21 protein-coding genes are annotated in these 25,538 nt (G+C 64.2%); 14 read left to right on the top strand and 7 right to left on the bottom strand.

From position 1 onward, the window contains the following. Positions 1 to 5: 5 nt before the first annotated feature. Together OSH05_RS15790 and OSH05_RS15785 are read right to left on the bottom strand one after the other, a co-directional pair. Positions 6 to 755 carry an arginyltransferase gene (locus OSH05_RS15790; RefSeq protein WP_104219033.1) on the bottom strand — a complete coding sequence of 250 codons (750 nt, stop codon included), beginning with the start codon at positions 753 to 755 and terminating at the stop codon, positions 6 to 8. Between the two features lie 103 nt (positions 756 to 858). After that, a complete protein-coding gene (locus OSH05_RS15785; RefSeq protein ID WP_104219032.1) occupies positions 859 to 1,356 on the bottom strand; it encodes an RDD family protein in 498 nt (165 codons plus the stop codon). Between the two features lie 301 nt (positions 1,357 to 1,657). On the opposite strand from OSH05_RS15785, the gene OSH05_RS15780 reads away from it, so the two are divergent. After that, positions 1,658 to 3,547 carry a hypothetical protein gene (locus OSH05_RS15780; protein ID WP_133163106.1) on the top strand — a complete coding sequence of 630 codons (1,890 nt, stop codon included), beginning with the start codon at positions 1,658 to 1,660 and terminating at the stop codon, positions 3,545 to 3,547. Between the two features lie 12 nt (positions 3,548 to 3,559). On the opposite strand, the gene OSH05_RS15775 is transcribed toward OSH05_RS15780, so the two are convergent. The 4 genes from OSH05_RS15775 to OSH05_RS15760 form a co-directional block, all read right to left on the bottom strand. Further along, positions 3,560 to 4,795, bottom strand: coding sequence for a threonine ammonia-lyase (locus tag OSH05_RS15775; RefSeq protein ID WP_104219030.1), 1,236 nt, complete (start codon positions 4,793 to 4,795; stop codon positions 3,560 to 3,562). A gap of 16 nt (positions 4,796 to 4,811) precedes the next feature. After that, entirely contained in the window at positions 4,812 to 6,182 is a 1,371-nt protein-coding gene (locus OSH05_RS15770; RefSeq protein ID WP_104219029.1) for a branched-chain amino acid ABC transporter permease, read from the bottom strand. Between the two features lie 28 nt (positions 6,183 to 6,210). Next, positions 6,211 to 7,233, bottom strand: coding sequence for a porphobilinogen synthase (gene hemB, locus OSH05_RS15765; RefSeq protein ID WP_104219028.1), 1,023 nt, complete (start codon positions 7,231 to 7,233; stop codon positions 6,211 to 6,213). A gap of 68 nt (positions 7,234 to 7,301) precedes the next feature. Further along, a complete protein-coding gene (locus OSH05_RS15760) occupies positions 7,302 to 8,606 on the bottom strand; it encodes a hemolysin family protein (RefSeq protein ID WP_104219027.1) in 1,305 nt (434 codons plus the stop codon). Between the two features lie 252 nt (positions 8,607 to 8,858). Between OSH05_RS15760 and OSH05_RS15755 the strand changes: the two genes are divergently transcribed. From OSH05_RS15755 to OSH05_RS15700, 12 genes are all read left to right on the top strand, one after another. Then, positions 8,859 to 9,905 (top strand): enoyl-CoA hydratase/isomerase family protein, encoded by a 1,047-nt coding sequence (locus OSH05_RS15755; RefSeq protein WP_104219026.1) that lies wholly within the window; start codon positions 8,859 to 8,861, stop codon positions 9,903 to 9,905. After that, on the top strand, positions 9,902 to 10,324 hold the full coding sequence (locus OSH05_RS15750; protein WP_104219025.1) for a DUF6163 family protein: 423 nt from the start codon (positions 9,902 to 9,904) through the stop codon (positions 10,322 to 10,324). Before OSH05_RS15755 ends, OSH05_RS15750 begins: the two co-directional genes overlap by 4 nt. A 199-nt stretch (positions 10,325 to 10,523) precedes the next feature. Beyond that, positions 10,524 to 11,036 (top strand): transcriptional regulator LdtR, encoded by a 513-nt coding sequence (ldtR, locus tag OSH05_RS15745; RefSeq protein ID WP_104219024.1) that lies wholly within the window; start codon positions 10,524 to 10,526, stop codon positions 11,034 to 11,036. Positions 11,037 to 11,408: 372 nt separating this feature from the next. Then, positions 11,409 to 12,704: a L,D-transpeptidase family protein gene (locus tag OSH05_RS15740; protein WP_104219023.1), complete on the top strand. Its 1,296-nt coding sequence runs from the start codon at positions 11,409 to 11,411 to the stop codon at positions 12,702 to 12,704. 150 nt (positions 12,705 to 12,854) lie between these two features. Then, positions 12,855 to 14,162 carry a serine hydroxymethyltransferase gene (gene glyA, locus OSH05_RS15735; protein WP_407660399.1) on the top strand — a complete coding sequence of 436 codons (1,308 nt, stop codon included), beginning with the start codon at positions 12,855 to 12,857 and terminating at the stop codon, positions 14,160 to 14,162. Between the two features lie 12 nt (positions 14,163 to 14,174). Beyond that, positions 14,175 to 14,648 (top strand): transcriptional regulator NrdR, encoded by a 474-nt coding sequence (gene nrdR, locus OSH05_RS15730; RefSeq protein ID WP_104219022.1) that lies wholly within the window; start codon positions 14,175 to 14,177, stop codon positions 14,646 to 14,648. A gap of 56 nt (positions 14,649 to 14,704) precedes the next feature. Further along, positions 14,705 to 15,844 (top strand): bifunctional diaminohydroxyphosphoribosylaminopyrimidine deaminase/5-amino-6-(5-phosphoribosylamino)uracil reductase RibD, encoded by a 1,140-nt coding sequence (ribD, locus tag OSH05_RS15725; RefSeq protein ID WP_104219021.1) that lies wholly within the window; start codon positions 14,705 to 14,707, stop codon positions 15,842 to 15,844. A 3-nt stretch (positions 15,845 to 15,847) separates the two neighbouring features. Next, positions 15,848 to 16,459: a riboflavin synthase gene (locus tag OSH05_RS15720; protein WP_104219020.1), complete on the top strand. Its 612-nt coding sequence runs from the start codon at positions 15,848 to 15,850 to the stop codon at positions 16,457 to 16,459. Positions 16,460 to 16,538: 79 nt separating this feature from the next. Further along, positions 16,539 to 16,988 carry a 6,7-dimethyl-8-ribityllumazine synthase gene (gene ribH / locus OSH05_RS15715; RefSeq protein ID WP_104219019.1) on the top strand — a complete coding sequence of 150 codons (450 nt, stop codon included), beginning with the start codon at positions 16,539 to 16,541 and terminating at the stop codon, positions 16,986 to 16,988. 1 nt (position 16,989) lies between these two features. Further along, positions 16,990 to 17,505 carry a transcription antitermination factor NusB gene (nusB, locus tag OSH05_RS15710; protein ID WP_104219018.1) on the top strand — a complete coding sequence of 172 codons (516 nt, stop codon included), beginning with the start codon at positions 16,990 to 16,992 and terminating at the stop codon, positions 17,503 to 17,505. 2 nt (positions 17,506 to 17,507) lie between these two features. After that, complete coding sequence (thiL, locus tag OSH05_RS15705; RefSeq protein WP_104219017.1) at positions 17,508 to 18,497, top strand: thiamine-phosphate kinase; 990 nt, start codon at positions 17,508 to 17,510, stop codon at positions 18,495 to 18,497. A gap of 15 nt (positions 18,498 to 18,512) precedes the next feature. Next, positions 18,513 to 19,757 carry an MFS transporter gene (locus tag OSH05_RS15700; RefSeq protein ID WP_323181459.1) on the top strand — a complete coding sequence of 415 codons (1,245 nt, stop codon included), beginning with the start codon at positions 18,513 to 18,515 and terminating at the stop codon, positions 19,755 to 19,757. 9 nt (positions 19,758 to 19,766) lie between these two features. Here the strand turns inward: OSH05_RS15700 and OSH05_RS15695 are convergent, their stop codons facing one another. After that, positions 19,767 to 23,090, bottom strand: coding sequence for a tetratricopeptide repeat protein (locus tag OSH05_RS15695; protein WP_104219015.1), 3,324 nt, complete (start codon positions 23,088 to 23,090; stop codon positions 19,767 to 19,769). Between the two features lie 249 nt (positions 23,091 to 23,339). On the opposite strand from OSH05_RS15695, the gene OSH05_RS15690 reads away from it, so the two are divergent. Further along, the gene (locus OSH05_RS15690) at positions 23,340 to 25,484 is read left to right on the top strand and encodes a sodium-translocating pyrophosphatase (protein ID WP_104219014.1); all 2,145 of its coding nucleotides are present in this window, start codon (positions 23,340 to 23,342) and stop codon (positions 25,482 to 25,484) included. The last annotated feature ends 54 nt before the right edge of the window (positions 25,485 to 25,538 follow it).

The raw sequence follows: 25,538 nt of genomic DNA, 5'->3' as shown, positions 1-25,538 counted from the left end.
TGTCGTCAATCCTCCGCCGGCTCCCATCCCTGTGCGCCGAGATGTTCCTGCGGCCGGAAACGGGCCTTGTAGCCCATCTTGCGCGAGCCGCGGACCCAATAGCCGAGATAGACGTAAGGAAGGCCCATCTTCCGTGCGCGGGCGATGTGATCGAGGATCATCAGCGTTCCGAGCGAGCGCTCCGGCAGATCCGGCTCGTAGAAGGAATAGACCATCGACAGGCCATCGGAGAGGATGTCGGTCAACGCCGTTCCGATCAGATCGCCCTCGCCGCGTCCGGTAAACGCGGTATCCGGACCCCGGAAGCGATATTCGACCAGCATGGTGTCGACATGGCTGTCCTCGACCATCATCGCATAGTCGAGCACCGACATATCGGCCATGCCACCTTCCGCATGGCGGGCGTCGAGATAGGCGCGGAACAGTGAATACTGCTCTGACGTCGGTGCCGCCTCGGCGCGCGTCCCGATGATGTCGCGGTTGCGATCGAGGGTGCGGCTGAAGCTTCTGGTCATTCGAAATCGATCGACAGGGACGCGCACCGAGACACAGGCCTTGCAGGTCTCGCAGGCAGGCCGATAGGCAATGTTCTGGCTGCGACGAAAGCCGCCCTGAGTCAGGATCTCGTTCAGCGACGTTGCACGGCCACCCACCAGATGGGTGAACACCTTCCGCTCCATCTGTCCCGGCAGATAGGGGCAGGGCGATGGAGCCGTCAGGAAAAACTGTGGGGTTTCCGTCGAGTGATGAGTCATCGATCCCGTCGTCGGCGCGCACCGAGGCACCAACGATAATACGCCGACGCGCCGGATCGAAAGGGGAATTCGCGGAGTGTCGTCAGGCCGCTCCTCGGTTGCCTCAGCGGCGGCTGCGGATCAGTGGATCGGTGTTCAGCACGACGGTGCCAAGCAGCATGTCGTGGAGCAACCGCTTGCGGTTCGACAAGAGGCCGACGATCAGCACCAGCGGGGTCAGGAAAGAGAGCAGCACCCAGTAAAGGATGACATGTGCCGCCGCGACGAAGAAGCCGATGCGCTCGCCATTGGTGGAGCGGATCGTGACGCCGGCCAGCCGCATGCCCGGCGTCGCCGCCTTCGGCCCGCCCATGGTCAGCGCGACATAGAGCACCGCGACGATCGCAAAGAAGGGCAGGGCGAAGAGCAGCCAGGCAACGCCGAATGTGAATATGCCGAGCGCGAATACAACCAGCACCGCCAGCAGCTCGAAAATGCCCAGCAGGATCACATCAACGATGAAAGCCAGCACGCGCTTCGACAGCACGCCGGCAAACAGCTCCGGCTCTCGGGCCGGGTCGAAAGTGTCTTCGCTGAAATAGGCCACGTCGCGCTGCGCCATTTCCGCCCTCCATAAGTCGGTGCCATCCACAGGTGGGACATCGCATTGTGGCTCGCAAGGTGGGCACCCACAATCGCGGGAGAAGAACCATCCACACTTGACGTGGGAAATATTCCCACTTAGTGTTGAGGCATCGGTTGGCAGCCGGGACGAACTCCCCCGCTGCGCCACCGTCGAAGCAACGGAACGAAAATAGACTTCGGAACCTCGTGTATCGAAGAATAGATCGCTCATGTTCGCGCGTTTCTCGAGCGATTCATAAGGTATTCATTCGCGCATAGTGGACATCGCTGCAAACGTCATGAGCTACGATATCGATGTATCGTGGATGGGATCGGCTTATTCCTATTCCAGCCCGAATTCCGTCCGCAGTCCGCGCGCCGAACGCCCTTTCTGGTCTGGCCGTTCACAGGTGGGTGCGGAGCGTCGCGATGGATCGACCATCATCCCTCGCCGCTTCCAGCCTCATCTGGCTGCTGGATTCGGCGCCGAGGACGCAGGGGATGGTTTGCGGTCGTTCGACCGCGCCATGCCCGCCTGGATGGCGCGGCTCTGGGGCATGGACTTCATTCGGGAGATCGCGCTGGTCCTCGGCCTCGTGGTCCTGTTCGCCTTCGTGCTCGAACGCAACCTCGCCTTCAGCCTTCTCCAGTCCAGGCTTGCGACCATCCCGCGCTATGACGATGTCGGCTATCTGCTCGACGGCATCTCGCGGCTCAACTTCCATCTCGCGAACAGCTTCGGCGACTTCTGGTCGAATGTTCTCGCCAGCCCGCCCCATGCGCCGGTCAGCACGCTGACGGCCATGCTCGGCTTCGCGCTGTTCGGACAGGAGATATCGTCCGCCTATATCGCCAATGGCTGGATCCTGGCTGCCTATGTTGCGGTGCTCGCGGTTGTCAGCCGGCCGCTGGCGAGCGTTTCGGCGCGGCTGCTCTTCGTTGCCACCTTCCTCGTCGCGCCAGTCTGCCATGCGATGATCACAGAGTTCCGGCCCGACATGGCGGCGGGTCTCGTCTTTGCCGTGGCGCTCGCCGCGATCTGCCAAATCGATCTGTTGAAGGCCGGCGGCTGGGCGCGGATCGGTGTCGCCGCGCTGGCGGTGGCGGCGACGATCGTCAAGCCCAGCGGCGCGGTGGTGGTCATCCCCGGCCTGGGGATTGCGTTCCTGCTCTCAACAGTTCTCCAGGCTCAGGCCGCCGAGGTCCCGATTCTCCAGCTGCTGCGTCGCGCCCTGCTGCCGGTCGCCGCCTACCTGGTGCTGCTGGCGCCCTTCGCCGCCGTCTGGGGCCCGCAGACGATCGCCTATATCTATCAGGCGCTTGTCGGCAATGCCGATGTCTGGCGGACGGATGGCGATTGGCAGTTTCATTGGAGCTATCATCTGTTCGGCCTGGGCGGCCGTATGGCGCTTGGTCCATTCAAATGGATCGGTCTGGTCGCGATCGCGGCGGATGTCCTGCTGCTTACTCGTGCCGAGGCGAGGGAGCGCGCAGCCGCGTACAGCCTCTACGGAACGCTCGCCGTTCTCTATGCGGCGATGGCGCTTTCGGCGGAGAAGACGGCGTTTCAGGGAAGTCTGTTCTATCTTCCGTTCCTGCTGGCGGCAGCGCTGGCAACGGTACGCATCGCCATCGTGACCCGCGCTTACTTAAGGCCGGCCTGGGTTCCTGGCGGGGCGCTGGCGATTGTCGGGCTGGTACTTCTCGCGACGCAGCCGCTCGCCTCGAGCTTCACCCCGCTCCCGAATTACGCCCAAGACATGCCGCCGTTGCTTCAGCGCGTCTCCGAGCGCATCGCCGAATTCGCGGAGCAACGGCCGGTAGGCGGTGCATGTTCAGGGCGCACGCCGATCCTGTTGGCGACCAATCCCGAGCCAGTGACGCCGGAGGCGGTGTTGTTCGAGCTCGCCGCCCGCGGGAAGCCGCTCGACTACCGCATCAGCTTTCTCGCGCGCAGCGATGACGAAGTCCGTCAGGCCGTGGCCAATGCCGATCTGGTGCTCATCCCCGATCCAGCGGTTCCAGGCCTCGATACATGGTTCCCGGGCAGCGCATTCGGCGCCGCGACACTCGATCGGCTCAAGCACGACAGCGCCTGGACCGGCGAGCGGATTGGCGATATCCAGGGCGCGCCTGTCTGGTTGTTTCTGAAGAGCGCCTGCCTGCCGGGCGTTGCGACGCCGTTTTAGCCGTCGTCGCCTTCACCCCTCCGGCCCGTCGAGACGCCGCACGCCATAGCCTCTCGCTTCCAACGCGAAGATGATCTCCAGGGCATGGTCATGACCATGGGTTTCGATAGTGACGTCGACGCTGGCGCCCTTGGCTGGCACGGACAGCAGCGTGCGATGATGCATCACTTCCAGGATGTTTCCGCCGCAGGAGCCTATCGTTGCCGCGATGTCGCCGAGAACCCCGGGGCGGTCTGGGATCACGATCCGGACCCCGACAATGTGTTCCGAACGGGCGAGTTCGCGCACCATGATCGAGGCGGCAAGGCGCGGGTCGATATTGCCGCCGCACAGGACGAGGCCGACGCGCTTGCCGGCATAGCGCTGCGGATCGGCCAGGATCGCGGCAAGGCCGGCAGCGCCGGCACCCTCCGCCATCGTCTTCTGCAAGGTGAGATAGGCGTTCACCGCCCGCTCGATGGCGCTCTCCGGAACAAGCACGACGTCGTCGACAAGGCGGCGGACGATCTCCAGCGTCAGCCGGCCGACATCCTTGACCGCGATGCCTTCGGCGAGCGTGTTGCCGCCGCAGCGGGCCTCGGTGCCGTCGAGCGCGGCGCGCATCGATGGGTATAGCTCGGTCTCGACGCCGATGATCTCGATCGTCGGCGACAGCGCCCGGGCGGCGATTGCCATGCCCGAGATCAGGCCGCCGCCGCCGATGGGCACTAGCAGGCAGTCGAGCGGCGGCCCGTCTTCCAGCATTTCGAGCGCGATCGTGCCCTGGCCACGGATCACATGCGGATCATCATAGGGATGAACCCAGACAGCACCGGTCGTATCGGCGATATTGCCGGCGATCCGTTGGCATTCGACCAGCGTCTCGCCCTCGACAATGACCTTGGCGCCGAAGGCGCGCGTCGCCTCGATCTTCACGAAGGGCGTCGTCTTCGGCATCACGATCGTCGACGGAATACCAAGCCGCGCGGCGTGATAGGCGACGGCCTGGGCGTGATTGCCGGCCGACATGGCGACGACGCCAGCCCGCCGTTCCGCCTCGCTGAGCGATAGCAGCTTCACCAGGGCGCCGCGCTCCTTGAACGAGGAGGTGACCTGCAGATTTTCATATTTGACCGCGATGTTCGCCTCGGTCAGGCGCGACAGGCGCGGCGCCGGCAGGATCGGCGTGCGAAGCACTTCGCCCTCGATCTGCCGCGCTGCGGCGCGGATGTCGTCGAGGGTTGGGATCGGTGGCAAGACAGCGTCCATGCTCGGCTCGCTCGGCTTAGGAAAGGCGCGGGATGCGGCCTTCCTCAAGGGCGTGGCCGCGACCCAGAAGTCCGTTCGGCCTCAGGACGAAGAGCAGCGTGATCACGACCAGCACCACGATATCGCGGTCCGAGCTTCCGAAATAGGCCGACCAACCGGTCTCCAGCAGCGCGATGAGGAAGCCGCCCAGGACGGCGCCCATAAGCGAGCCCGCGCCGCCGATGAGGCTGGCGAAAAGTGCCTTGAGGCCGATCAGGAAGCCGATCGAATAGGACGTGCCGCCATAGGAGAGGGCGATCACGGTGCCGCCGCCGGCGGCCAGCGCCGAGGCGAGCACGAAGGTCGCGGCAGTGACGGCGAGTGGATCGATGCCGGAAAGCCGCGCCATCAGGCGGTCATCGGCGACCGCACGCCAGGCCTTGCCGAAGCTGGAACGGCGCATGAACCAGAGGATCAGCGGCAGGATGATCAACGTGGCGGCAACGATTGTGAGCCGCATCTGCGTCACAACGACCGGGAAGTCGCCGCCGGTGAGCACGATCGGCGTCTCCATCATCGGCTGAAGCCAGATTTCGCGTGCGCCTTGCGCGATGCGGACGCCCTCGGACAGAACAAGGGCGAGACCGACCGTGGCCACGATGAAGGGCCTTGGCGGGGCGTCGGCGAGCGGCGTCACCACGAGGCGGCCGACGAGCCACCCGCAAAGGGCGGCAAGCGAGATCGCGGCGGCGAAGGCCAGCAGGATGGCGATCCCGATTCCCGGCAGCCGCGCCAATATCGCTGTCTCGATGCCGAAGACGGCCCCAAAGGCGCCGATCATGGCGATCTCGCCAAAGGCCATGTTGATGCGCCCGATCAGTCCGTAGATCAGGGCATAGGCGAGGGCGAGCGGGACGTAGAAGGCCGCGACGTTCAGCGTGTTGGTCGCCTGCTGCAGGGCAAAGCCGACAGCCTTCGGCGGTGCAATGTCGAGAACGGCGAAGGAGGGCGCCTGCCAGTCGGTCTCGGCGATGGCGGCGGCGATGGCTCCCGGCTGGTCGAGGAACCATCGATGCAAATCGAGGATCTCCCGCTCGGTCAGAACGCCGTCCCGCCCGCGAACGCCCACGACCTCGGCGCGGCCGGACTCGAGCGGACCGCCCCCGAAGACGCAATCGGCAAACAGTGGGTAGACGTCCTTGTCGGGCAGGAAGATGACCCGTACCGCGTTGTCGATGCCCGAGAGCGGCGCGACGGAGCGGATGGCGATGGGCTGCCCCTGCGGAGCGATCGCCGTCGCGACGGCGACGCAGACGGCGGCTTGCTGCCTGTCGACGGAACTGCAGGCGGAGAGAAGCAGGCAGGCGGCCGCGAGCCAGATCGCCGCGACGGCCTGCCTGAACCTCATCTGCGCCTACCGGCCGGTCTTGCTCCGTTCATCGGCGCAGCAGCGGCGCGACGAAGGGGGCGAAATAGGTCAGGATGCCATCGGCGCCGGCGCGCTTGAACGCATAAAGGCTCTCGATCATGGCGCGCTCGCCGTCGATCCAGCCATTCTTCTCCGCCGCGCGGATCATCGCGTATTCGCCGGACACTTGGTAGACGAAGGTCGGCATGGCGAACTCGTCCTTCACGCGGCGCAATATGTCCAGATAAGGCAGTCCGGGCTTCACCATGACCATGTCGGCGCCCTCGGCAAGGTCCAGCTCGACCTCTCTCAATGCCTCGTCGGAATTGCCGAAATCCATCTGATAGGTGCGCTTGTCGCCGACCAGAGTCTTCGAGGTTCCGATAGCGTCGCGGAAGGGCCCGTAGAAGGCGGAGGCATATTTCGCCGAATAGGCCATGATCTGCGTGTCGAGAAAGCCGGCGGCATCCAGCGACTGGCGGATGGCGCCGACGCGGCCGTCCATCATGTCGGAGGGGGCGATTACGTCGGCACCGGCTGCCGCTTGGTTGAGCGCCTGGCGAACCAGCAGCGCGACGCTCTCATCGTTCAGGATGGTCTCGCCATGCAGCACGCCGTCATGGCCATGGCTCGTATAGGGGTCGAGCGCCACGTCGCAGATGATGCCGATCTCCGGCGCGGCAGCCTTGATCGCGCGTACGGCCCGGCAGACCAGATTGTCCGGATTGAGCGATTCCGAGCCCGTCGGATCGCGCAGCGACGGCTCGGTGAACGGGAAGAGGGCGATCGCCGGAATGCCGAGCTTGGCGGCGCGCTCCGCCTCGACGACGGCCTGGTCGACCGAAAGCCGCTCGACGCCGGGCATGGACGCCACCGGCTGGCGGTACTTGTCGCCGTCGATCAGGAAGATCGGCCAGATCAGATCGTCCAGCGTCAGCGTCGTTTCGCGCACGAGGCGCCGCGACCAGTCGGCGCGTCGATTGCGCCGCATGCGCACCCCGCCAAGCACGCCCTCCAGATGATATTTCGGAGCAGGTACATGGCTGGTCATGGGGCGTTCCTTATCGGCGGGCCGGCGGAAATTAGCACCGCCGACGCGTGTGGCAAGACGGCGGCGGGCTAGCCGGAGAGTGTCGGATCGACGCGGGCCACCAGCACCTTGTCAATGCGCCGGCCATCCAGATCGACGACCTCGAAGCGCCATCCCTCATAGAGGAACGATTCGCCGGGGGTGGGGATATGGCCGAAATGGTGGAGGCAGAAACCGGCGACGGTGGCAAAGTCCTCGTCATTGGCCATGCCCTTGAGCGAGAGCGTCCGCTCGGCGATGTCGATGGCGGCACTGCCATCGACAAGCCATGAGCCGTCATCGCGCTGCACCGCGTCCGGCTCCTCATCCTCGGCGCGCTCCGGCAGGTCGCCGGCGATGGCCGTCAGGATGTCCATCGGCGTCACCACGCCCTGGAAGCTGCCATACTCGTCGAGCACGATCGCCATATGGACGTTGGAAGTCTTGAAGCGGTCGAGCATGCGGAGGATCGGCATGCGCTCGTCGACATAGAGCGGCTCGCGGATCGAGGGCGTTAGATCGACCTGATCGCCGTTGCGGATCTGCTCGAACAGGTCCTTGGCATGGACGATGCCCAGCACCGCATCGATCTCGCCGCGGCTCACCGGAAAGCGGGAATGGCCGGAGCCGACGATCGTCTCGACGATCTCCTTCGGCGTATCGTCGGCGTCGAGCCAGACGACGTCGGGACGGGCCACCATGATCGAGCGCACGGAGCGGTCGGCGACGCGCAGGACGCCTTCGATCATGTCGCGCTCGGCCTGATGAAAGACGCCGGCCTCGGTACCTTCGGCGATCAGCGTCTTCACCTCTTCTTCCGTGACGGCCCGCTCATCGTTCACATGCCGGCCGAGCAGGCGCAGGATCGCCTCGGTCGTGACCCGCAGCAGCAGGACGACCGGATAGGCGATTCGCGCGATGATGGTGACGGGCCGCGATACCAGGCAAGCAACGCGCTCAGGATTGGTCAGCGCGAGGCGCTTCGGGACCAGTTCGCCGCAGATCAGCGAGAAATAGGCAAGGCCGAAGACGACGATAACCGTCGCGATCGTGGCGGCATTGGCGCCGAGGGTCGGGAAAAAGTGAAGCAGTTCGTCCGTCAACGGATCGGCAAGCTGCGCTTCGCCGAAGGCGCCGGAGAGAATGGCGACCAGCGTGATGCCGATCTGCACGGCGGAAAGAAATCCCGTCGGATCCTCGGTGAGACGGAGCGCCGCGGCGGCGCCCGGCATTTTTTCGGTCGCCATGGATTGCAGGCGGGCCGGTCGCGACGAGACGACGGCAATTTCGGAGAGTGCGAAGAAGGCGTTGAGGGCGATCAGCACGGCGACGATCAGAAGATCGACCCAGATCATTTTACCCCCCGGGCGGCGAGAGAGCACACGAACGCGGCGAAATTCACCGGCGGCGGATGCATGGTAAGGCGCGACGCGCTCGACGAGGCGGCGCCGGGAGAAACATTCTGAGTATATGCGGACATGGCGCCATGATACCGAACCCCCGGCTGCGCCGCCAGAGGGCATGGTACCGTCCGCGCAACTGCTGCAGCGCCGGCCCCTTCCAAGATCGCCAACAGCCTCTAGGATCGCCTCGCCATGGAGACGGGAATGGATAGCGAATCGGAAATCGAATTCGAGCGGCGCGGCAGGATCGGCCTCGTGACACTGAACCGTCCTTCGGCGCTGAACGCGCTGACGAGCGCCATGGTGCAGGCTTTTCAAGCGCGGCTCGCGACTTGGCGTGACGATGACGATGTGGCGGCGGTGGTCGTTCGTGGCCGCGGCCGGGCCTTCTGCGCCGGCGGCGACATACGCCGTGTCTACGATGCCGGCCGCGAGGGGCCGCCCGCGCTTGAGTTCTTCCGCGACGAATACCGCCTGAATGCCGCGATCAAGCATTTTCCGAAGCCCTATGTCTCCTTGATCGACGGCTATGTGATGGGCGGCGGCGCGGGCGTATCGGTGCATGGCTCGCACCGCGTCTTCGCGGACAATGCGGTCTTTTCGATGCCCGAGGCCGGGATCGGCTTCTTCCCGGATGTGGGCTCCTCCTATTTCCTCGCACGGCTGCCGAACGAGATCGGGCTCTATTGCGGCCTTGCCGCCGCCCGGCTCGGGCGAGCCGATTCGCTTCATGTCGGCATTGCGACGCATGCCGCCCCGGCTGCCGATTTCGACGCGATCGTCGAGGCGATCGCCGATGCGGGCGACCCGGATACGGCACTTCAGGCCTATCGTCCAGCTGACGTGAAAGCCGAGGCACTGGCCGGGGTCGAGGCCGAGATCGGGCGGATCTTCGCCAATGGCAGCGTCGAGACCATCCTCTCTCGCCTTGATGCGGTCGAGGGCCCGCATGCGCTGTTCGCCGAGAGGACCGCTGCCGAAATCCGCACCAAGTCGCCGACGAGCCTTCGGATCGCGCTGCGCCAGATCCGCGCCGCGCGCGAGCTGGAATTTGACGATTGCATCCGCCTGGACTACCGCATCGCCAGCGAGATCCTGACCGGGCACGACTTCTATGAGGGCGTGCGGGCGGCCCTGGTCGACAAGGATCGCCAGCCGCGCTGGCGTCCGGGTAAGCTTGCCGAGGTCGATCCGCGTGCGGTCGAAGCCCATTTCCTGGCCCCGCCCGAGGGAGATCTCGAACTCACATGATCGATAGCGGCGTCACCCAGCTTCCGAGCGAGCCCGACAATCCCTATGCGCTGGCGCTTACCATCTATCTGCGCGGCATCGCGGCAATCCTGATGCTGCTCGGCCTTCGGCAATGGATCTACATCGCCGGTATCTTCCAGGAGCCGGGCTGGAACTTCGAGACGATGACGACGCAGTGGCAGTTCGTCACGATCCATCTCGCCGTCGTCGATCTCGTAGCGGCTGTCGGACTTTGGATGCGGGTCTCGTGGGGCAACGTGCTGTGGATCTACGCCGCGGTTTTCGAGATCGCGCTGCATACGGCCTTCGCCGAAACCTTCGGGCTGGACCTGATCATCGTCCTGTTCCACGTGCTCGCGCTCGCCGGCTTCGCAGCGCTCATCGTCATGGAGCGGCGCTTCGACGCCAAGGCGCGATAGGCCTTGGCTTTCGACGATACGCCCGGCTTTTCGGCTCCCCGCATAGCGACTCTTTAACGATAAGATTCGTTTCGAATTCGAAAAGGCGAGGTAAGTCCGCGTTAAGCGTGATGCTTAAGGTGATTTTCAAATCAACCCTCTAAGGTCCGTTCTCATGAGGCGGGAAGAACACCGTCCACGCAACAGAGAGGCCTGAAAGATGATCAACGCGAAGCGGGCAGTGGATGCGCTCAATCAACCGCAGACGACGCCGGACTTGAAGCCACTATACATGGAAGCTCTGACGCTGGTCGAAAGACTGCATCGTCGGCTGCTCGATGTAATCAAGGACGAATTCGATCGTTCGGGCCGGTCCGACGTCAACAGCGTTCAGGCGCTGCTACTGTTCAACATCGGCGACGCCGAATTGACGGCGGGTGAGTTGCGGACCCGTGGCTATTATCTCGGCTCGAACGTCTCCTACAATCTGAAGAAGCTGGTCGAGATGGGCTATATCCATCACCAGCGCTCCCGGATGGACCGTCGCTCGGTGCGCGTCAGCCTGACGCCGAAGGGCCAGGAGATCGCGGACATCGTCAGCCGCCTTTATGAGCGCCACATCAAGTCGATCCAGCAGGTCGGCGGCATCGCGGCGGATGATTTCCAGGTCCTGAACAAGTCGCTCCAGCGCCTGGAGCGCTTCTGGACCGACCAGATCCTCTATCGGCTCTGATCCAGGCCTGACCGACCTCCACCCCACCCCACATGCGCACAGGGCTCCGGCAATCCGCCGGGGCCTTTTTCTTTTTGGTCCCGGTCTTTTGCTGGCGTGAAGGCCATTCCGGAAGGTGTCTCGTCGCCGCCCGGTTCGTCCCTTCAACGGGGGCTGGACATCAAAGCGCCATAGTGCAATGGCCACTGGTCGGTGGTGGTGTCGAGGCGGGGCCATGTTTGTTCGGACCGCCGATTCGTTCATCTCGAGAGCCGATGAAGCCGTGGGAGGAGTGGTTTCATTCAGGGTTTTCGCGGTGACTAGCAAATGATGGCGGCCCTTGGGGCGATTGCCCCTGCGGATGCAACAACAGAAGTGCGGATCAGAAGCGCGATGACCGGATCGAACCAGACTTCTCCTCTTGAGCGCGGAATATCGCGGCGCGGCGTGATCCGTGCACTGCTTGGCGGCGTCGCGGCCAGCGCCTTTGCCTCGACGGCGGCTTTTGCCGCCGGTAGCGACGATCCTGTCATGCAGATGCTGCAAAGCAAGTCGGGCTCCTGGTCCGACGGTTTCGATGCCGCATCGAGCGGCGCCGCTTCCGTTCGTACGTCGGAACCCATTCTCTCGCCTGCAACCGCCGCGGCCATCGAGGTGGCTATCGCGCAATATTCCGACATCGTCGCCCGTGGCGGCTGGCCGGTGATCCCGCCGGACAAGAAGCTCTCTCTCGGTATGAAGGATCCCAATGTCGTGGTGCTGCGCCAGCGCCTCGCCATAAGCGGTGATCTTGCGCCCGGCGTTCCCAGTTCCGAGACCTTCGATTCCTATGTCGATGCCTCTGTGCGCCGGTTCCAGGCGCGGCATGGCCTGCCGGCGGACGGTGTAGCGGGTGGCTCGACGATCAGCATGATGAACGTGCCGGCAACGTTCCGTCTCGCGCAGCTTCAGACCAATCTGGTGCGCATCCGGTCGATGTCCGGCCCGCTGGGTGACCGCTTCGTGATGGTCAACATTCCGGCGGCCTCGATCGAAGTGGTCGAAAGCGGCCGCGTCGTATCCCGCCATACCGCCGTGGTCGGCAAGATCGACCGCGAGACGCCGATCCTGGCCTCGAAGATCTATCGCATCAGCTTCAACCCGAATTGGACGGTGCCGGCCTCGATCATCCGCAAGGATCTGATCCCGCTGATGCAGAAGAGTCCGGACTACCTGACCAAGAAGCACATCCGGATCTACGACGCATCCGGCGTCGAAGTGCCGCCGACCTCGATCGACTGGACCACGGATCAGGCCACCAAGGGTTACATGTTCCGGCAGGATCCGGGCGATTTCAATTCGCTCGGAACTGTGCGCATCTCGTTCCACAATGACGAGCAGGTGTATATGCATGACACCCCGCTCAAGGATATTTTCGGCAACGAACAGCGCTTCGATTCATCAGGTTGCATCCGCGTCCAGAACATCCGTCAGGTCATCGGCTGGCTGCTTAGGGACAATCCGGAATTTCCGCGCTCTCGGATCGATGAGATCTTCAAGAGCGGCGAACAGGTCGACGTCAATCTGAAACCCGAAATGCCGGTCTATCTCCAGTACATCACGGCTTGGGCGACGTCGGACGGTGGCGTGTATTTCCGCAACGATATCTATAATCGCGACAGCGCCGATCAGGTCGCGCTCCAGCAATAGGAACAGGTGAGGCCCGGCGGCGGCTTCATCGCCGCAGGCCTCCTTTATGCCTCGTGCTTTCTTGGCGCGGGGTCACCATATGTGGTACTCCGCCGAGGTGCCGAGTCTGAGCTTTCGTGAGCCCGGCTCCCCCAAAAGGATGGATGCCCCATGTCCGTGACGCATAGCGCGCCGAGCGCCTCGCCGACCAACGCTTTCTTCAACCGTAGCCTCGCAGACTCCGATCCGGAGATTGCCGATGCGATCGCGAAGGAACTCGGTCGCCAGCAGCACGAGATCGAGCTGATCGCATCGGAGAACATCGTCTCCCGCGCCGTGCTCGAGGCGCAGGGCTCGGTGATGACCAACAAATATGCGGAAGGCTATCCGGGCAAGCGCTACTATGGCGGTTGCGAGTTCGTCGACATCGCCGAGACGCTGGCGATCGAGCGGGCCAAGAAGCTGTTCGGCTGCGCGTTCGCCAATGTGCAGCCGAATTCCGGCAGCCAGATGAACCAGGCCGTCTTCCTGGCGCTGCTGCAGCCGGGAGACACCTTCATGGGGCTCGACCTTTCGGCCGGCGGCCATTTGACCCATGGTTCCTCCGTCAACATGTCGGGCAAATGGTTCAAGGTCGCGCCCTATGGCGTCCGCCGCGAGGACCAGCTTCTCGATTATGAAGAGATCGCGGCCATTGCCGAGCGCGAGAAGCCAAAGCTCATCATTGCCGGCGGTACCGCCTATTCGCGGATCTGGGATTTCCGCCGCTTCCGCGAGATTGCGGATTCTGTCGGCGCCTATCTCATGGTCGACATGGCGCATTTCGCCGGCCTCGTGGCGGGCGGCCAGCATCCTTCGCCACTGCCGCATGCTCATGTCGTCACCTCGACGACACATAAGTCGCTTCGGGGTCCGCGCGGCGGCCTCATCCTGACCAATGACGAGGCGATCGCGAAGAAGATCAATTCGGCGGTCTTCCCGGGCCTGCAGGGCGGTCCGCTGATGCATGTCATCGCTGCCAAGGCGGTGGCGTTCGGCGAGGCGCTGCGTCCCGACTTCAAGATTTACGCGAAGAACGTCGTCGAAAATGCTCGCGCGCTTGCGGAAACGCTGAAGGGCTCAGGCTTCGACATCGTCTCGGGCGGCACCGACAACCATCTGATGCTGGTCGATCTTCGTCCCAAGCACGTCAAGGGCAACGTCTCGGAGAAGGCACTCGTCCGTGCCGGCCTGACCTGCAACAAGAACGGCATTCCCTATGATCCGGAGAAGCCGTTCGTGACCTCGGGCATCCGCCTCGGCACGCCTGCGGCGACGACGCGTGGTTTCGGCGTTGCCGAATTCCAGGAAGTCGGGCGGCTGATCGCCGAGGTGCTCGGCGCGGTGTCGCAGTCGGAGGATGGTTCGGCGCCGCTGGTTGAGGCGTCGGTCAAGGAGCGTGTGCACGCCCTGACGGCTCGCTTCCCGATCTACGCTTGAGCGGGGGCCGCCATGCGCTGCCCCTATTGCGGAAGCGACGATACCCAGGTGAAGGACTCTCGCCCGTCGGAGGACAATACGTCCATCCGGCGGCGCCGGGTCTGTGCCGATTGCGGCGGCCGGTTCACGACCTTCGAGCGGATCCAGCTTCGCGAGCTCGTCGTCGTCAAGAAGAGCGGACGGCGCGTTGCTTTCGACCGTGACAAGCTGATGCGCTCGGTTCAGGTGGCGCTCCGCAAGCGCGCCGTGGATCCCGATCGCATCGAGCGCATGGTTAATGGTGTCGTGCGGCAGCTCGAAAGCCTTGGTGAGAATGAAATCCCGTCCGAGCAGGTGGGTGTTCTCGTCATGGAAGGGTTGAAAGGCCTCGACGACGTCGCCTATGTCCGGTTCGCTTCGGTCTATCGCAACTTCCGCGAGGCCAAGGACTTCTCCGCCGTGCTCGACGAACTGTCCGCCACGGAAGCGGCCGAAGGCAAGGTCTAGAGACCGCCGGGGTCGCTGCTCTGGCAGGGCTTCCAACCGGTCGGCAGGGGACGGCAATGGTGAAGGACGAGAAGCTCGCCGTCGATCCGGAAATGGACCGTCGGCTAATGGCGGCGGCGCTTCGGCTTGGCCGGCGCCAACTCGGCCGCACCCATCCGGCACCATCGGTCGGGGCGCTTGTCGTGCGCTTTGATGACAGCGCACCTGTCGTCGTGGGACGCGGCGTAACCGCCGAGGGCGGCTCAGGTCACGCCGTGGCGTTCGCTCTTGCCGGCAGCGGCGAGGCCGCGCGCGGGGCAACGCTCTACACGACCCTGGAGCCGGCGCTGCGCCATCAAGATGGTTCGTCTGAAACCCAAGCCATTATAGGCGCTGGCATTTCACGCGTTGTCGCCGCTCTGGAGGATCCTCGCCCTGGCCATACACGAGCTGGCTTCGCTTGCCTGCGTGAGGCGGGAATTGAGGTAACGGCAGGCGTCCTTGGCGAGGAGGCCCGGCGCGATCATGCCGGCTTCGTGATGCGCGTGACGGCAGGGCGTCCACATGTGACGCTGAAGCTCGCCGTCTCGGCGGACGGGATGATCGGGCGGAAGAGCGGCGAGCGGATGCTGGTGTCAGGGCCTCAGGCGTTCGAACACCTGCAGCGCCTGCGGATCGAAGCCGACGCCTCGATGATCGGCATCGGGACCGCGATCGCCAATGATCCGCGCCTCGTCGTGCGCGTCCCGGGCCTCGCGCGCATGTCGCCGACCCGCGTCGTGCTCGATAGCGAGGCTCGTCTTCCGGTGGGGAGTGCGCTGGTCGCGACGGCGCGCGAGATCCCGCTCTCGATCTTCGTGCGCGAGGGCACCGATCCCGGGCGATGCGCGGCGCTTCGGGGCGCGGGTGCCGAAGTGGTCGAGATCGGCGGCGGCTCGGGCGGCCTCGACCTTTCAGCGGCGTTGCGGACCCTTGGCGAACGCGGCATCAACAATCTTCTCGTCGAGGGTGGAGCGCGCGTCGCGGCATCGCTCGTCTCGCAGAGCTTTGCCGACGCCGTCGTGCTCTATCGCGCACCGGTCATCATCGGGCCGGATGGCGTGCGCGCACTCGCCGGCGGCGCCCTTTCGACGATCGACCGCAATCCGCGCTACCGCATCGTTGACGAGGCCCTTCTCGGCGAGGACCGTATGGTTCGCTTTGAAAGAAAGAACTGAGCAATGTTCACCGGAATCATCACCGATGTCGGGCGTGTCACCGCAGTGGAGCGCCGCAACGACGTCAACCGCATAACCATCGACAGCGCCTATGACGCGTCGACGATCGCCATCGGCGCTTCGATCGCCTGCGCTGGGGTTTGCCTGACCGTGATCTCGCTCGATCCGCAGCCGGATGGACGGGTGCGCTTCGATGTCGAGGCCGCACCGGAGACGCTGGATCTGACCGATGTCGGCCATTGGGAGCCGGGCAAGCGCATCAATCTGGAGCGTTCGCTGAAGCTCGGCGATGAGCTCGGCGGCCATATGGTCTCCGGACATGTCGACGGCATCGCCACCATCGTTTCGCGCGAGGACCTCGGCGAGACGACGCGCTTCGTTTTCGAGGCGCCCCATCGTCTCGCGAAATTCATCGCTACCAAGGGCTCCGTGGCCCTCGATGGCACGTCGCTGACCGTGAACTGGGTCGAGGGCGACCGCTTCTCGGTGCTCCTCATCCCGCATACGCTGACCGAGGACGTCACAACCTGGGGAACACGCAAGGTTGGCGATCCTGTCCATCTCGAAGTCGACCAGATGGCCCGCTACGTCGCGCGGCTGACGGAAGCCGCCTGAGGCGATCCGTCTTTTTCCTTTACAGGGCCGGGCGTGCGTGGTTCACCTGCGGCCCATTCCGTTCGAAAAGAGTCCCGCCATGAGCGACGCCCCGCATCTACTCGTCATCGATTCGCGCTTCTATGAAGACATCTCCGACGAGCTGTTCCTTGGCGCCCGGCTGGCCATCGAGAAGGCCGGGGCTACCTTCGAGCGCATTTCGGTTCCGGGCGTGCTGGAGATTCCCGCTGCCATGTCGATGGCGCTCGCCGCCATGGAAGATGGCGAGGCCGAATATGACGGCTTCGTCCTGCTCGGCTGCGTCATCCGTGGCGAGACTACGCATTACGACATCGTCGCCGGTGAATCCGCTCGCGCGATCATGGATATGGCGGTTATCGAGGCGCTAGCCGTCGGCAACGGCATCCTGACCGTCGAGAACGATGCGCAGGCCTATGCGCGCGCCCGCGTCGCCGAAAAGAATAAGGGCGGGGCGGCGGCCGAGGCTGCGCTTGCCATGATTCAGCTGCGCAAGAAATTCGGTCTCTGACGTGACCGGCGACCGCGCGCCTGTCGAGCGCGCCACCCGACCTGCCAACCAGCGGGGCGCGGCGCGCCTCGCTGCCGTACAGGCGCTCTATCAGCTGGACGTCGGCGGCGCGTCCTTGACCGAAGTCGTCGCCGAATTCGAGAATCTGCGCCTTGGCAAGGAACTCGACGGCGACCAGTACCGCGATGCCGACGCCGCCTTTTTCCGTGACATTATCGCCGGGGTGGTGCGCGAGCAGCGCAACCTCGATCCGGCGATCCATACGTCGCTTACCTCCGACTGGCCGCTGACGCGCATCGATGTGACATTGCGCGCCATATTGCGCTGTGGGACGTATGAACTGGTGGGCCGCAAGGATGTACCGGCCCGCGTGATCATCACCGAATATGTCGACGTCGCGCGGGCCTTCTTCGGCCTTGGCGACGAAGTCCGCATGGTCAACGGTGTTCTCGATACGGCGGCCCGTCGGTTGCGGCCGGACGAATTCGAGAGTTCGCCCACGGCCGAGCGCGGCTGATCATGGCGGTCAGCGAGGCGCGGCCCGGCGAGTTCGAGCTGATCGCGCGCTTCCTGCGACCGCTCGCCGACGATCCGGCCGCCTTCGGGCTGACCGACGACGCGGCATCCTTCTCCCCCGAGCCGGGCAATGACCTTGTTCTCACCAAGGATATGGTCGCGGCCGGCATCCATTTCTTCGCCGACGATCCACCTGCCTCGATCGCGAGAAAGGCCCTGCGCGTCAACCTCTCGGACCTTGCCGCCAAAGGCGCGGAGCCGATCGGATACCTGCTCGGCCTGGCGCTTCCTTCCGACTGGACAGTCGATTGGATGGAGGCATTCTCCGCGGCGCTTGGCGAAGATCAGGCGCGCTACGGCATCGCGCTGCTGGGGGGCGACACGGTGCGTGCGGCGGGTGGGCTGACGCTGTCGATCACCGCCATCGGATCGGTACCGCGCGGCGGCATGGTCCGCCGCAGCGGGGCGCGGCCTGGCGACGCGATCGTCGTTTCCGGCACGATCGGCGATGCGGCGCTCGGGCTTCGACTGAGGCTTGGCACCATCGATCCGCCGGAGCAGGGTGCCGAGCATCTCTTCGATCGCTATCTGCACCCGCAGCCGCGCACAGCGCTTGCCGGGGCGATCCGCCGCCATGCCCATGCGGCGCTCGACGTCTCCGATGGGCTGATGGGCGACCTCAGCCACATGACGTGCGCCTCGAAGGTCACGGCCGTGGTCGACACCGCTCTGGTGCCGCTATCGCCGGCGGCCAGCGCGGTCCTCGCAAGAGACGCCGCCGAGATCACCAGCGTCCTGACAGGCGGCGACGACTATGAAATCCTGGCCGCTGTGCCGCCCGAGCGGCTGGAAGCCTTCCACGCCGAAGCCATCGTCGCGGGCGTGCCGCTCACCGTGATCGGCCGCATCGAGGAAGGCGAGGGGTCGCCGGTCGCCGTCGACGCCGATGGGAAGCCGATCCAGCTTTCCCGCGCATCGCACGACCATTTCTGAAGGGGGCCACCGATCGTGACCGAAAGCACTGCCGCGCCGGTTTCAGGGGGCGAGGCGATGGCCGATGTCGACAAGACGGTCCGCCGCAATGCGATCGTGCTGACCGTCGCGACGGCCTTTGGCGGATCGCTCATGCCTATCGCCGTCGCGCTCGCCGGTCTCGCCGGATCCTATCTGCTCGCCACCGACAAGTCCCTCGCCACCGTGCCGGTCACGGCGCTGACCGTCGGTTCCGCGCTGGCGACCTTACCGGCCGCGGCGTTGATGGCGAAGATCGGCCGGCGCTACGGATTCATGGCCGGATCGCTGCCGGCGGTGATCGGCGGTATCGTCACCTGTCTCGCGATCCTGCAAAGCTCCTTCATCCTGTTCACGTTCGGATGCCTGCTGGTCGGCTGCTCCGCCGCCTTTGTACAGCAATATCGCTTCGCGGCGGTGGATGGCGGCAGCGAAGTGGTGCGCGGCAAGGCGCTTGGCCTCGTCATGGGCGGCGGCGTGCTCGCCGCGATCGTCGGTCCTCAGACGGCGATCTTCACGAGGGACTGGTTCGCGCCGATCCCCTTTGCCGGCGCGTTCCTCGCCATCGCAGCGCTTTCGCTTGGCAATGCGCTGGTGACGTCCCGCCTCGTGGACCTGCAGCCGGCTAAAGGCCCGGTCACCGAAGTTCCGGCGGAAGCACGCTCGCTCCGGGAGATCGCGCGCCAGCCGCGTTTCGTCGCCGCCGTGCTCTGCGCGATGTCGTCCTATGCGCTGATGAGCCTCGTCATGACCGCCGCGCCGCTCGCCATGGTCGGCTGTGGCCTCACGCAGGACGACGCGGCGCTCGGCATCCAGTGGCACGTGCTCGCCATGTTCGCGCCGAGCTTCTTCACCGGCCGGCTGATCGCGCGGTTCGGCAAGGACAGGATCGTCATCGCCGGCATGGCGCTGCTCTCCGCCTGCGCGGTCGTGTCGATGACCGGGCTGTCGCTGACGCATTTCTGGGGCGCGCTGGTGCTTCTCGGAATCGGCTGGAACTTCGGCTTCATGGGCGCGACTGCCATGCTGACCGAAACCTACCTGCCGCAGGAAAAGGGCAAGGTGCAGGGCCTCAACGATTTCCTCGTCTTCACCACATCGGCCTTGAGCTCGCTCGCAGCCGGCCTGCTCATCAACGGACCCGGCTGGAGCTTCATCAACTCGATTGTCTTCCCCGTCGCCATCCTCTGCCTCGCGGCGCTGGCATGGACGACACTGATCGGGTCGCGACGGGCGGGGTAGGGGCAGGGGTCAGCCCTTCCCCACATTTCCCGTCCGGACGGTCAAGAGGTGGATGGCGTCGAAGCCGGCAGTGGTCCAGTCCGCCATAATTATGCTCAAGACCAACCGCAGCAGTCGGGGCTGAGGAGCATTGGGATCAAGCCGGATGGCATCGTCAACACTGGCATAAGCTTCTTCGAATTGGTCGAGGCTGAGCAGCGTCAGCGCGCGGCCATATTGGGCCTCCGCGTTATTTGGATCAATTGTGATGGCATGCTCGCAGTCAGCAAGCGCCTCGGTGTGACGATATGCACTGAATCGCGCCCAACAGCGGAATGCGTAGGCCGTCCCATCTTCGGGATCCTTGGCTATTGCTAGGTCTAGATCAGCCAACGCCGCTGGGAGATCTCCGAGACGGCCGCGGAGATTGCCGCGATTGCGAAGTGCAGCCACATAGTCGGGATCGATCTCAATGGCTCGATCATAAGCGACCGCAGCGTCGTCCGGTCTCTCTAGACCTTCGAGCGAGGCTCCGCGTTCGAAGTAGGCCCATGAATTGTTCCCGTCGATAGCTATGGCGCGGTCAGTGTCTGCGAGTGCCTGCTGAAACTGATCTTTGAGTCTGAAAACCCATGCCCGCGACAAGAGAAGGTCTGTATTGTCGGAGTCCATGCCGATCGCATGATCGAGATCGACAAGGGCAAGGTCAAGCTCTCCACGCTTTCGATAAACATCGGAACGGTTCATGAGCGGCAAGGAGTCGCCAGGGTCAAGTTTGATAGCTCTTTCGTACTCTTCAAACGCCTCATCGATTCTGTCGAGTTGCTCAAGCGCAGCACCCAGATTGTTGTGGGCGGTTGCGTTATTCGGATCAATTTTGATGGCTTCCATTGCGTCATCGACCGCCATCTCCGGCCGACCGGTCTTGATGAAGGCATGGGCCCGCGCGACATACAGATCCGCGTTGTCGGGGTCGAGCTCAATGGCCAGGCGGTATTCATCAGTCGCCGAGCTATAAAGACCGAGTTTCACTAGGACGTCCGCCATCGTCTCGTGAGCGGTTGCGTCGTTCGGATCAATCTCGAGGGCGTTGCGACAGTCAGCGCGCGCGCTTTCGAGATCTCCTTTCTGTTGGTAGGCGTCGCAACGGGCCAGATAAGCGGGTCCGCCACCTTTGATGTCGATGACAGATGTAAAATCCCGTATAGCTTCATCATATCGCCGCTCGGTGGCGAGGATTTGCCCACGAGAATCCAGCGCCGTCGTGGATTTCGGGTCTATTTCGAGTGCGCGATCGCAGTCTGAAATCGCCGTGTCGGTCTCGCCTAGCCTTGCACGCAAGTTGCAGCGAAGGGCATAGGGCGATGCTGGTTTTGGGTTCAGCGCAATGGCTCGGTCAAAGGCAGCAAGCGCAGCTTTCTGATCGCCAAGCAGGTCAAGAGCCCGAGCCCGATGATAGTTTGTCCATGAGTCGTCTGGGTTGATCGCGAGCGAGCGGTCGAAGTCCGAAATCGCTTCGCGATAGCGGTCGAGCCACAGCAGCGTTCGTCCGCGTTGCGTATAGCTGTCCGCTTCGCGGGGGTTCAGCCAGATGGCCCATGTGCAATCGGCCAGGGACAGTCTGAGTTCATCGGCTTCGCGATAGGCCTTGCAGCGGTCCACCAAGGTTGACGGATCCAGCGTCACGCTAAGAGCGGCGCTGTAGTCCTGAATGGCGGCGGCGAATTCATCCTGTCGAACCCGAATATCGGCGCGAGCTCGCAGGGCACTGAAGTTTCGCGGATCCCGTCGAAGCGCCTGCTCGCAATCGACAAGTCCCGATTTGGCCTCGCCGAGACGGCCCTTCAGGTCACAGCGGTCGGCAAGGGCCGCGACGAAATCCGGGTTGAGTTCGAGCACCCTATTATAGCCGGCCATTGCTTCGGGTTTGTCATCAAGAAAGTCCAGAGCGACGGCGCGCTCATACTGGATAGCGGCATCGTCAGGCGTGAGCGCCAGGGCCGCGTCGAAGTCCCGAACGGCATCTGCATTGCGATCCAGGATAACCATTGTGCGGGCGCGCCCCACGATGGCACCGACCGAACTCGGATCCAGAGCGATGGCGGTGTCGAAAGCGTCCATTGCCGTGTCGAATTGATTGAGGCGGCGGAGGGCGGTGCCCCGGCGAATGAAGGCCTCGGGGTTCGACGGATCGGCAAGGATGAACTGGTCGAAGTCGGCGAGAGCTTCATCGTATTTTCCGAGGTCATACTTCGTCTCGCCGCGCCAACGAATGAAATCTGAATAGGAGGGGTCCGCCGCCACCGCCCGGTCGAACGCCGTCACGGCCTCTTCTAGCCGGCGGACGTCTCGCAGCGAGAGACCGATATAACCGTCGAGATCGAACCGATCGAACCCTAGGTCCCGGACCTTCAACAACATCTCGACAGCGGTTCCGGCAGCGCCGTTCCGGTAGTTGGCGACGCCCAAATTGTAAAGGCCGAGTGCCTCGTTCCCCAAGGCTCGCAAGGTCTCGCCGTCGCGGATGGCAGCGGCGAAGTCCTTCTGGTCGCTGGCGATAGCTGCACGCAGATCGAGTGTATCGGCGGCAGTGGGAAGGAGACGTACCGCGGCGTCTGCGTCGAGTCGGGCATCGTCGAATCGGTCCAGCCGCTTATAGGCGAGAGCGCGATTATAGTAGGCGACAGGGTCGGAGCTGTTCGTCCGGATGGCTTCCGTGTAGTCGGCGATGGCCGCTTCGAAAGACCCGGCCTCGAACTGCAGATTGCCTCGCCCGAAATAGCTGTCCCTGTCCCGCGGCTCGATTTCGATCGCAGCGGTATAGTCCTTGAACGCGGCGCCCCTTCTGCCGAGCTGGCGCCAGAGATCGCCGCGATTGCGATAGGCCCAGGCATTCAGTGGGTTGATCTTGATGAGCGCGCCGAGATCTTCCGCCGCTCCCTCGAGTTTGCCAGCGTCCCAGCGGGCCAGCGCGCGGCCGACATAGAATTCCGGCATCGCCGGATTGAGCCGGATCGCCTCGTCATAGTCGGCAAGGGCTGGGTCGAGGCGGCCAAGCGGTGCAAGGATCCCGGCACGTTCAGCGCGCAGAAACTCATCCCCCGGCATTTCGGCGATCTGTGCGTCGAGTTCGGTGATGCGGCGTTCGGCGATATCGAGCGAAAGCGGGTCCTGTCCGGGCCGAATCGGCATTCCTGTCCAGGCGCCGCTTCCAAGCGGACGGCGGCCTTCGGCGTCGACGCAGCCAGCGCCGTTGGCGCAGGCCTCCTTTGGAATGGCATCGACACCCGCTGTCGCTGGGCCACTGAAGGCCATCGCCGCGAGCAGGACGAGCATAAAGCGTATCGCGGGCATGTTCTTCCCCACTGGAACGAAAGTGCCCCGTCCCAGCGAGGCTCTGCAACATTAGCGGGAGTTCGCGCGCATCTGCAAACCCAAAACTCGGCGCGATTCAGCATTCGCTTGACCGATTCGGAAATGCGTTCTCAACTTGGAAAACGGGGAAATGCCGGGAGGACGGCTGCTTTTCCCGCCGCGTCGTCCGGGGGGCGCGGCGCCGCTCGCGACTGGCGTGCCGATACCGGCAATTGGAGGAACGACGACGTGATCTATTTGATAATATTGTGTGCGTTGATAGCACTCGCCTATGGCGCATGGGCGACGCGATCCGTGCTCGCCGCGGATGCGGGCTCGGCGCGAATGCAGGAGATCGCCGCGGCGATTCGCGAGGGGGCGAGCGCCTATCTCAGGCGGCAATATCTGACGATTACCGTCGTCGGCGTCGTCATGTTCATCATCATCTGGCTGCTTCTGTCGCTCTCCGTCGCGATCGGCTTTGCCATTGGCGCCATCCTCTCCGGGCTGGCCGGCTTCGTGGGCATGAATGTCTCGGTGCGAGCCAATGTGCGCACGGCCCAGGCAGCGACCAAGAGCCTCGGTGAGGGGCTCGAGATCGCCTTCAAGTCGGGCGCCATCACCGGCATGCTGGTCGCCGGCCTCGCCCTCCTCGGCGTCGCCGTCTACTACTGGATCCTGACCGGTTTCGCCGGCTATGCGCCGAATGACCGCGCCGTCATCGACGCCATGGTCGCGCTTGGCTTCGGCGCGTCGCTGATTTCGATCTTCGCCCGCCTCGGCGGCGGCATCTTCACCAAGGGCGCCGACGTCGGCGGCGATCTCGTCGGCAAGGTCGAGGCCGGCATTCCGGAGGATGATCCCCGCAACCCCGCCACGATCGCCGATAATGTCGGCGACAATGTCGGCGACTGCGCCGGCATGGCCGCCGACCTGTTCGAGACCTATGCCGTGACGCTGGTCGCTACCATGGTGCTCTCGGCGATCTTCTTCGTCGGCTCGCCGAACCTGCCGAACATCATGCTCTATCCGCTCGGCATCGGCGCCGCGTGCATCCTGACCTCGATTGCCGGCACGTTCTTCGTGAAGCTCGGCGCCAACCAGTCGATCATGGGCGCGCTCTATAAGGGCTTCATCGCCTCGGCGCTGCTGTCGATCGTCGGCCTTGCCGTGGCAACGCAGCTGCTCGTCGGCTGGGGCGAGATCGGCACGGTCGGCGGCACGTCGATCACCGGCCTCAACCTGTTCTTCTGCGGTCTCGCCGGCCTCGCCGTCACCGGCGGCATCGTCTGGATCACGGAATACTATACCGGCATCGGCTATCGGCCGGTCCGCTCCATCAGCCAGGCCTCCGTCACCGGCCACGGCACCAACGTCATCCAGGGTCTGGCTGTCTCTCTGGAGGCGACGGCGGTGCCGACGCTCATCATCGTCCTCGGCATCATCGTGACCTATTCGCTCGCCGGCCTGTTCGGCACGGCGATCGCCGTCTCGACCATGCTGGGCCTCGCCGGCATGGTGGTGGCGCTCGACGCCTTCGGGCCGGTCACCGACAATGCGGGCGGCATTGCCGAGATGGCAGGCCTGCCGAAGGAGGTCCGCAAGTCGACGGATGCGCTCGATGCGGTCGGCAACACGACCAAGGCCGTCACCAAGGGTTATGCCATTGGCTCGGCCGGCCTCGGCGCGCTCGTGCTGTTCGCCGCTTACAACTACGACCTCTCCTATTTCATCGCCGAGGCGAACAAGGAGGGGGCGACGGCGTTCCAGTACTTCAAGGGCATCATACCGGACTTCACGCTGTCCAATCCCTATGTCGTGGTCGGGCTGCTGCTGGGCGGCCTGATCCCCTACATCTTCGGCGGCATCACCATGACGGCCGTCGGCCGCGCGGCCGGCGCGATCGTCGAGGAGGTTCGTCGCCAGTTTCGGGAGAAGCCGGGGATCATGGCGGGTACCGACAAGCCAGACTATGGCAAGGCGGTGGACATCCTGACCAAAGCCGCCATCCGCGAGATGGTGGTTCCCTCGTTGCTGCCGGTGCTGGCGCCGATCGTCGTCTATTTCGTGATCTACTGGATCGCGGGAAAGAGCGAGGCGTTCTCGGCCGTCGGCGCGATGCTGCTCGGCGTTATCGTCACCGGCCTCTTCGTCGCGATCTCGATGACCTCGGGCGGCGGCGCCTGGGACAATGCTAAAAAGTCGTTCGAAGACGGCTTCACCGATGCCAACGGCGTCACCCACTACAAGGGCTCCGACGCGCACAAGGCGTCGGTGACGGGCGATACCGTCGGCGACCCCTACAAGGATACGGCGGGTCCGGCGGTCAATCCGGCGATCAAGATCACCAATATCGTCGCGCTGTTGCTGCTGGCCGTGCTGGCGCATCACTGAGGCGCCTCGTCGCAAAGAAAAGGGCCGCCGGATGGATCCGGCGGCCCTTCTGAT

Origin of the sequence: Kaistia algarum (genome assembly GCF_026343945.1) — a bacterium.
In the GTDB taxonomy this organism is placed as follows: Bacteria; Pseudomonadota; Alphaproteobacteria; order Rhizobiales; family Kaistiaceae; genus Kaistia; species Kaistia algarum.
Note: the sequence above shows the minus strand (reverse complement) of the source record. Positions and strands in the feature narration are given on the sequence as shown.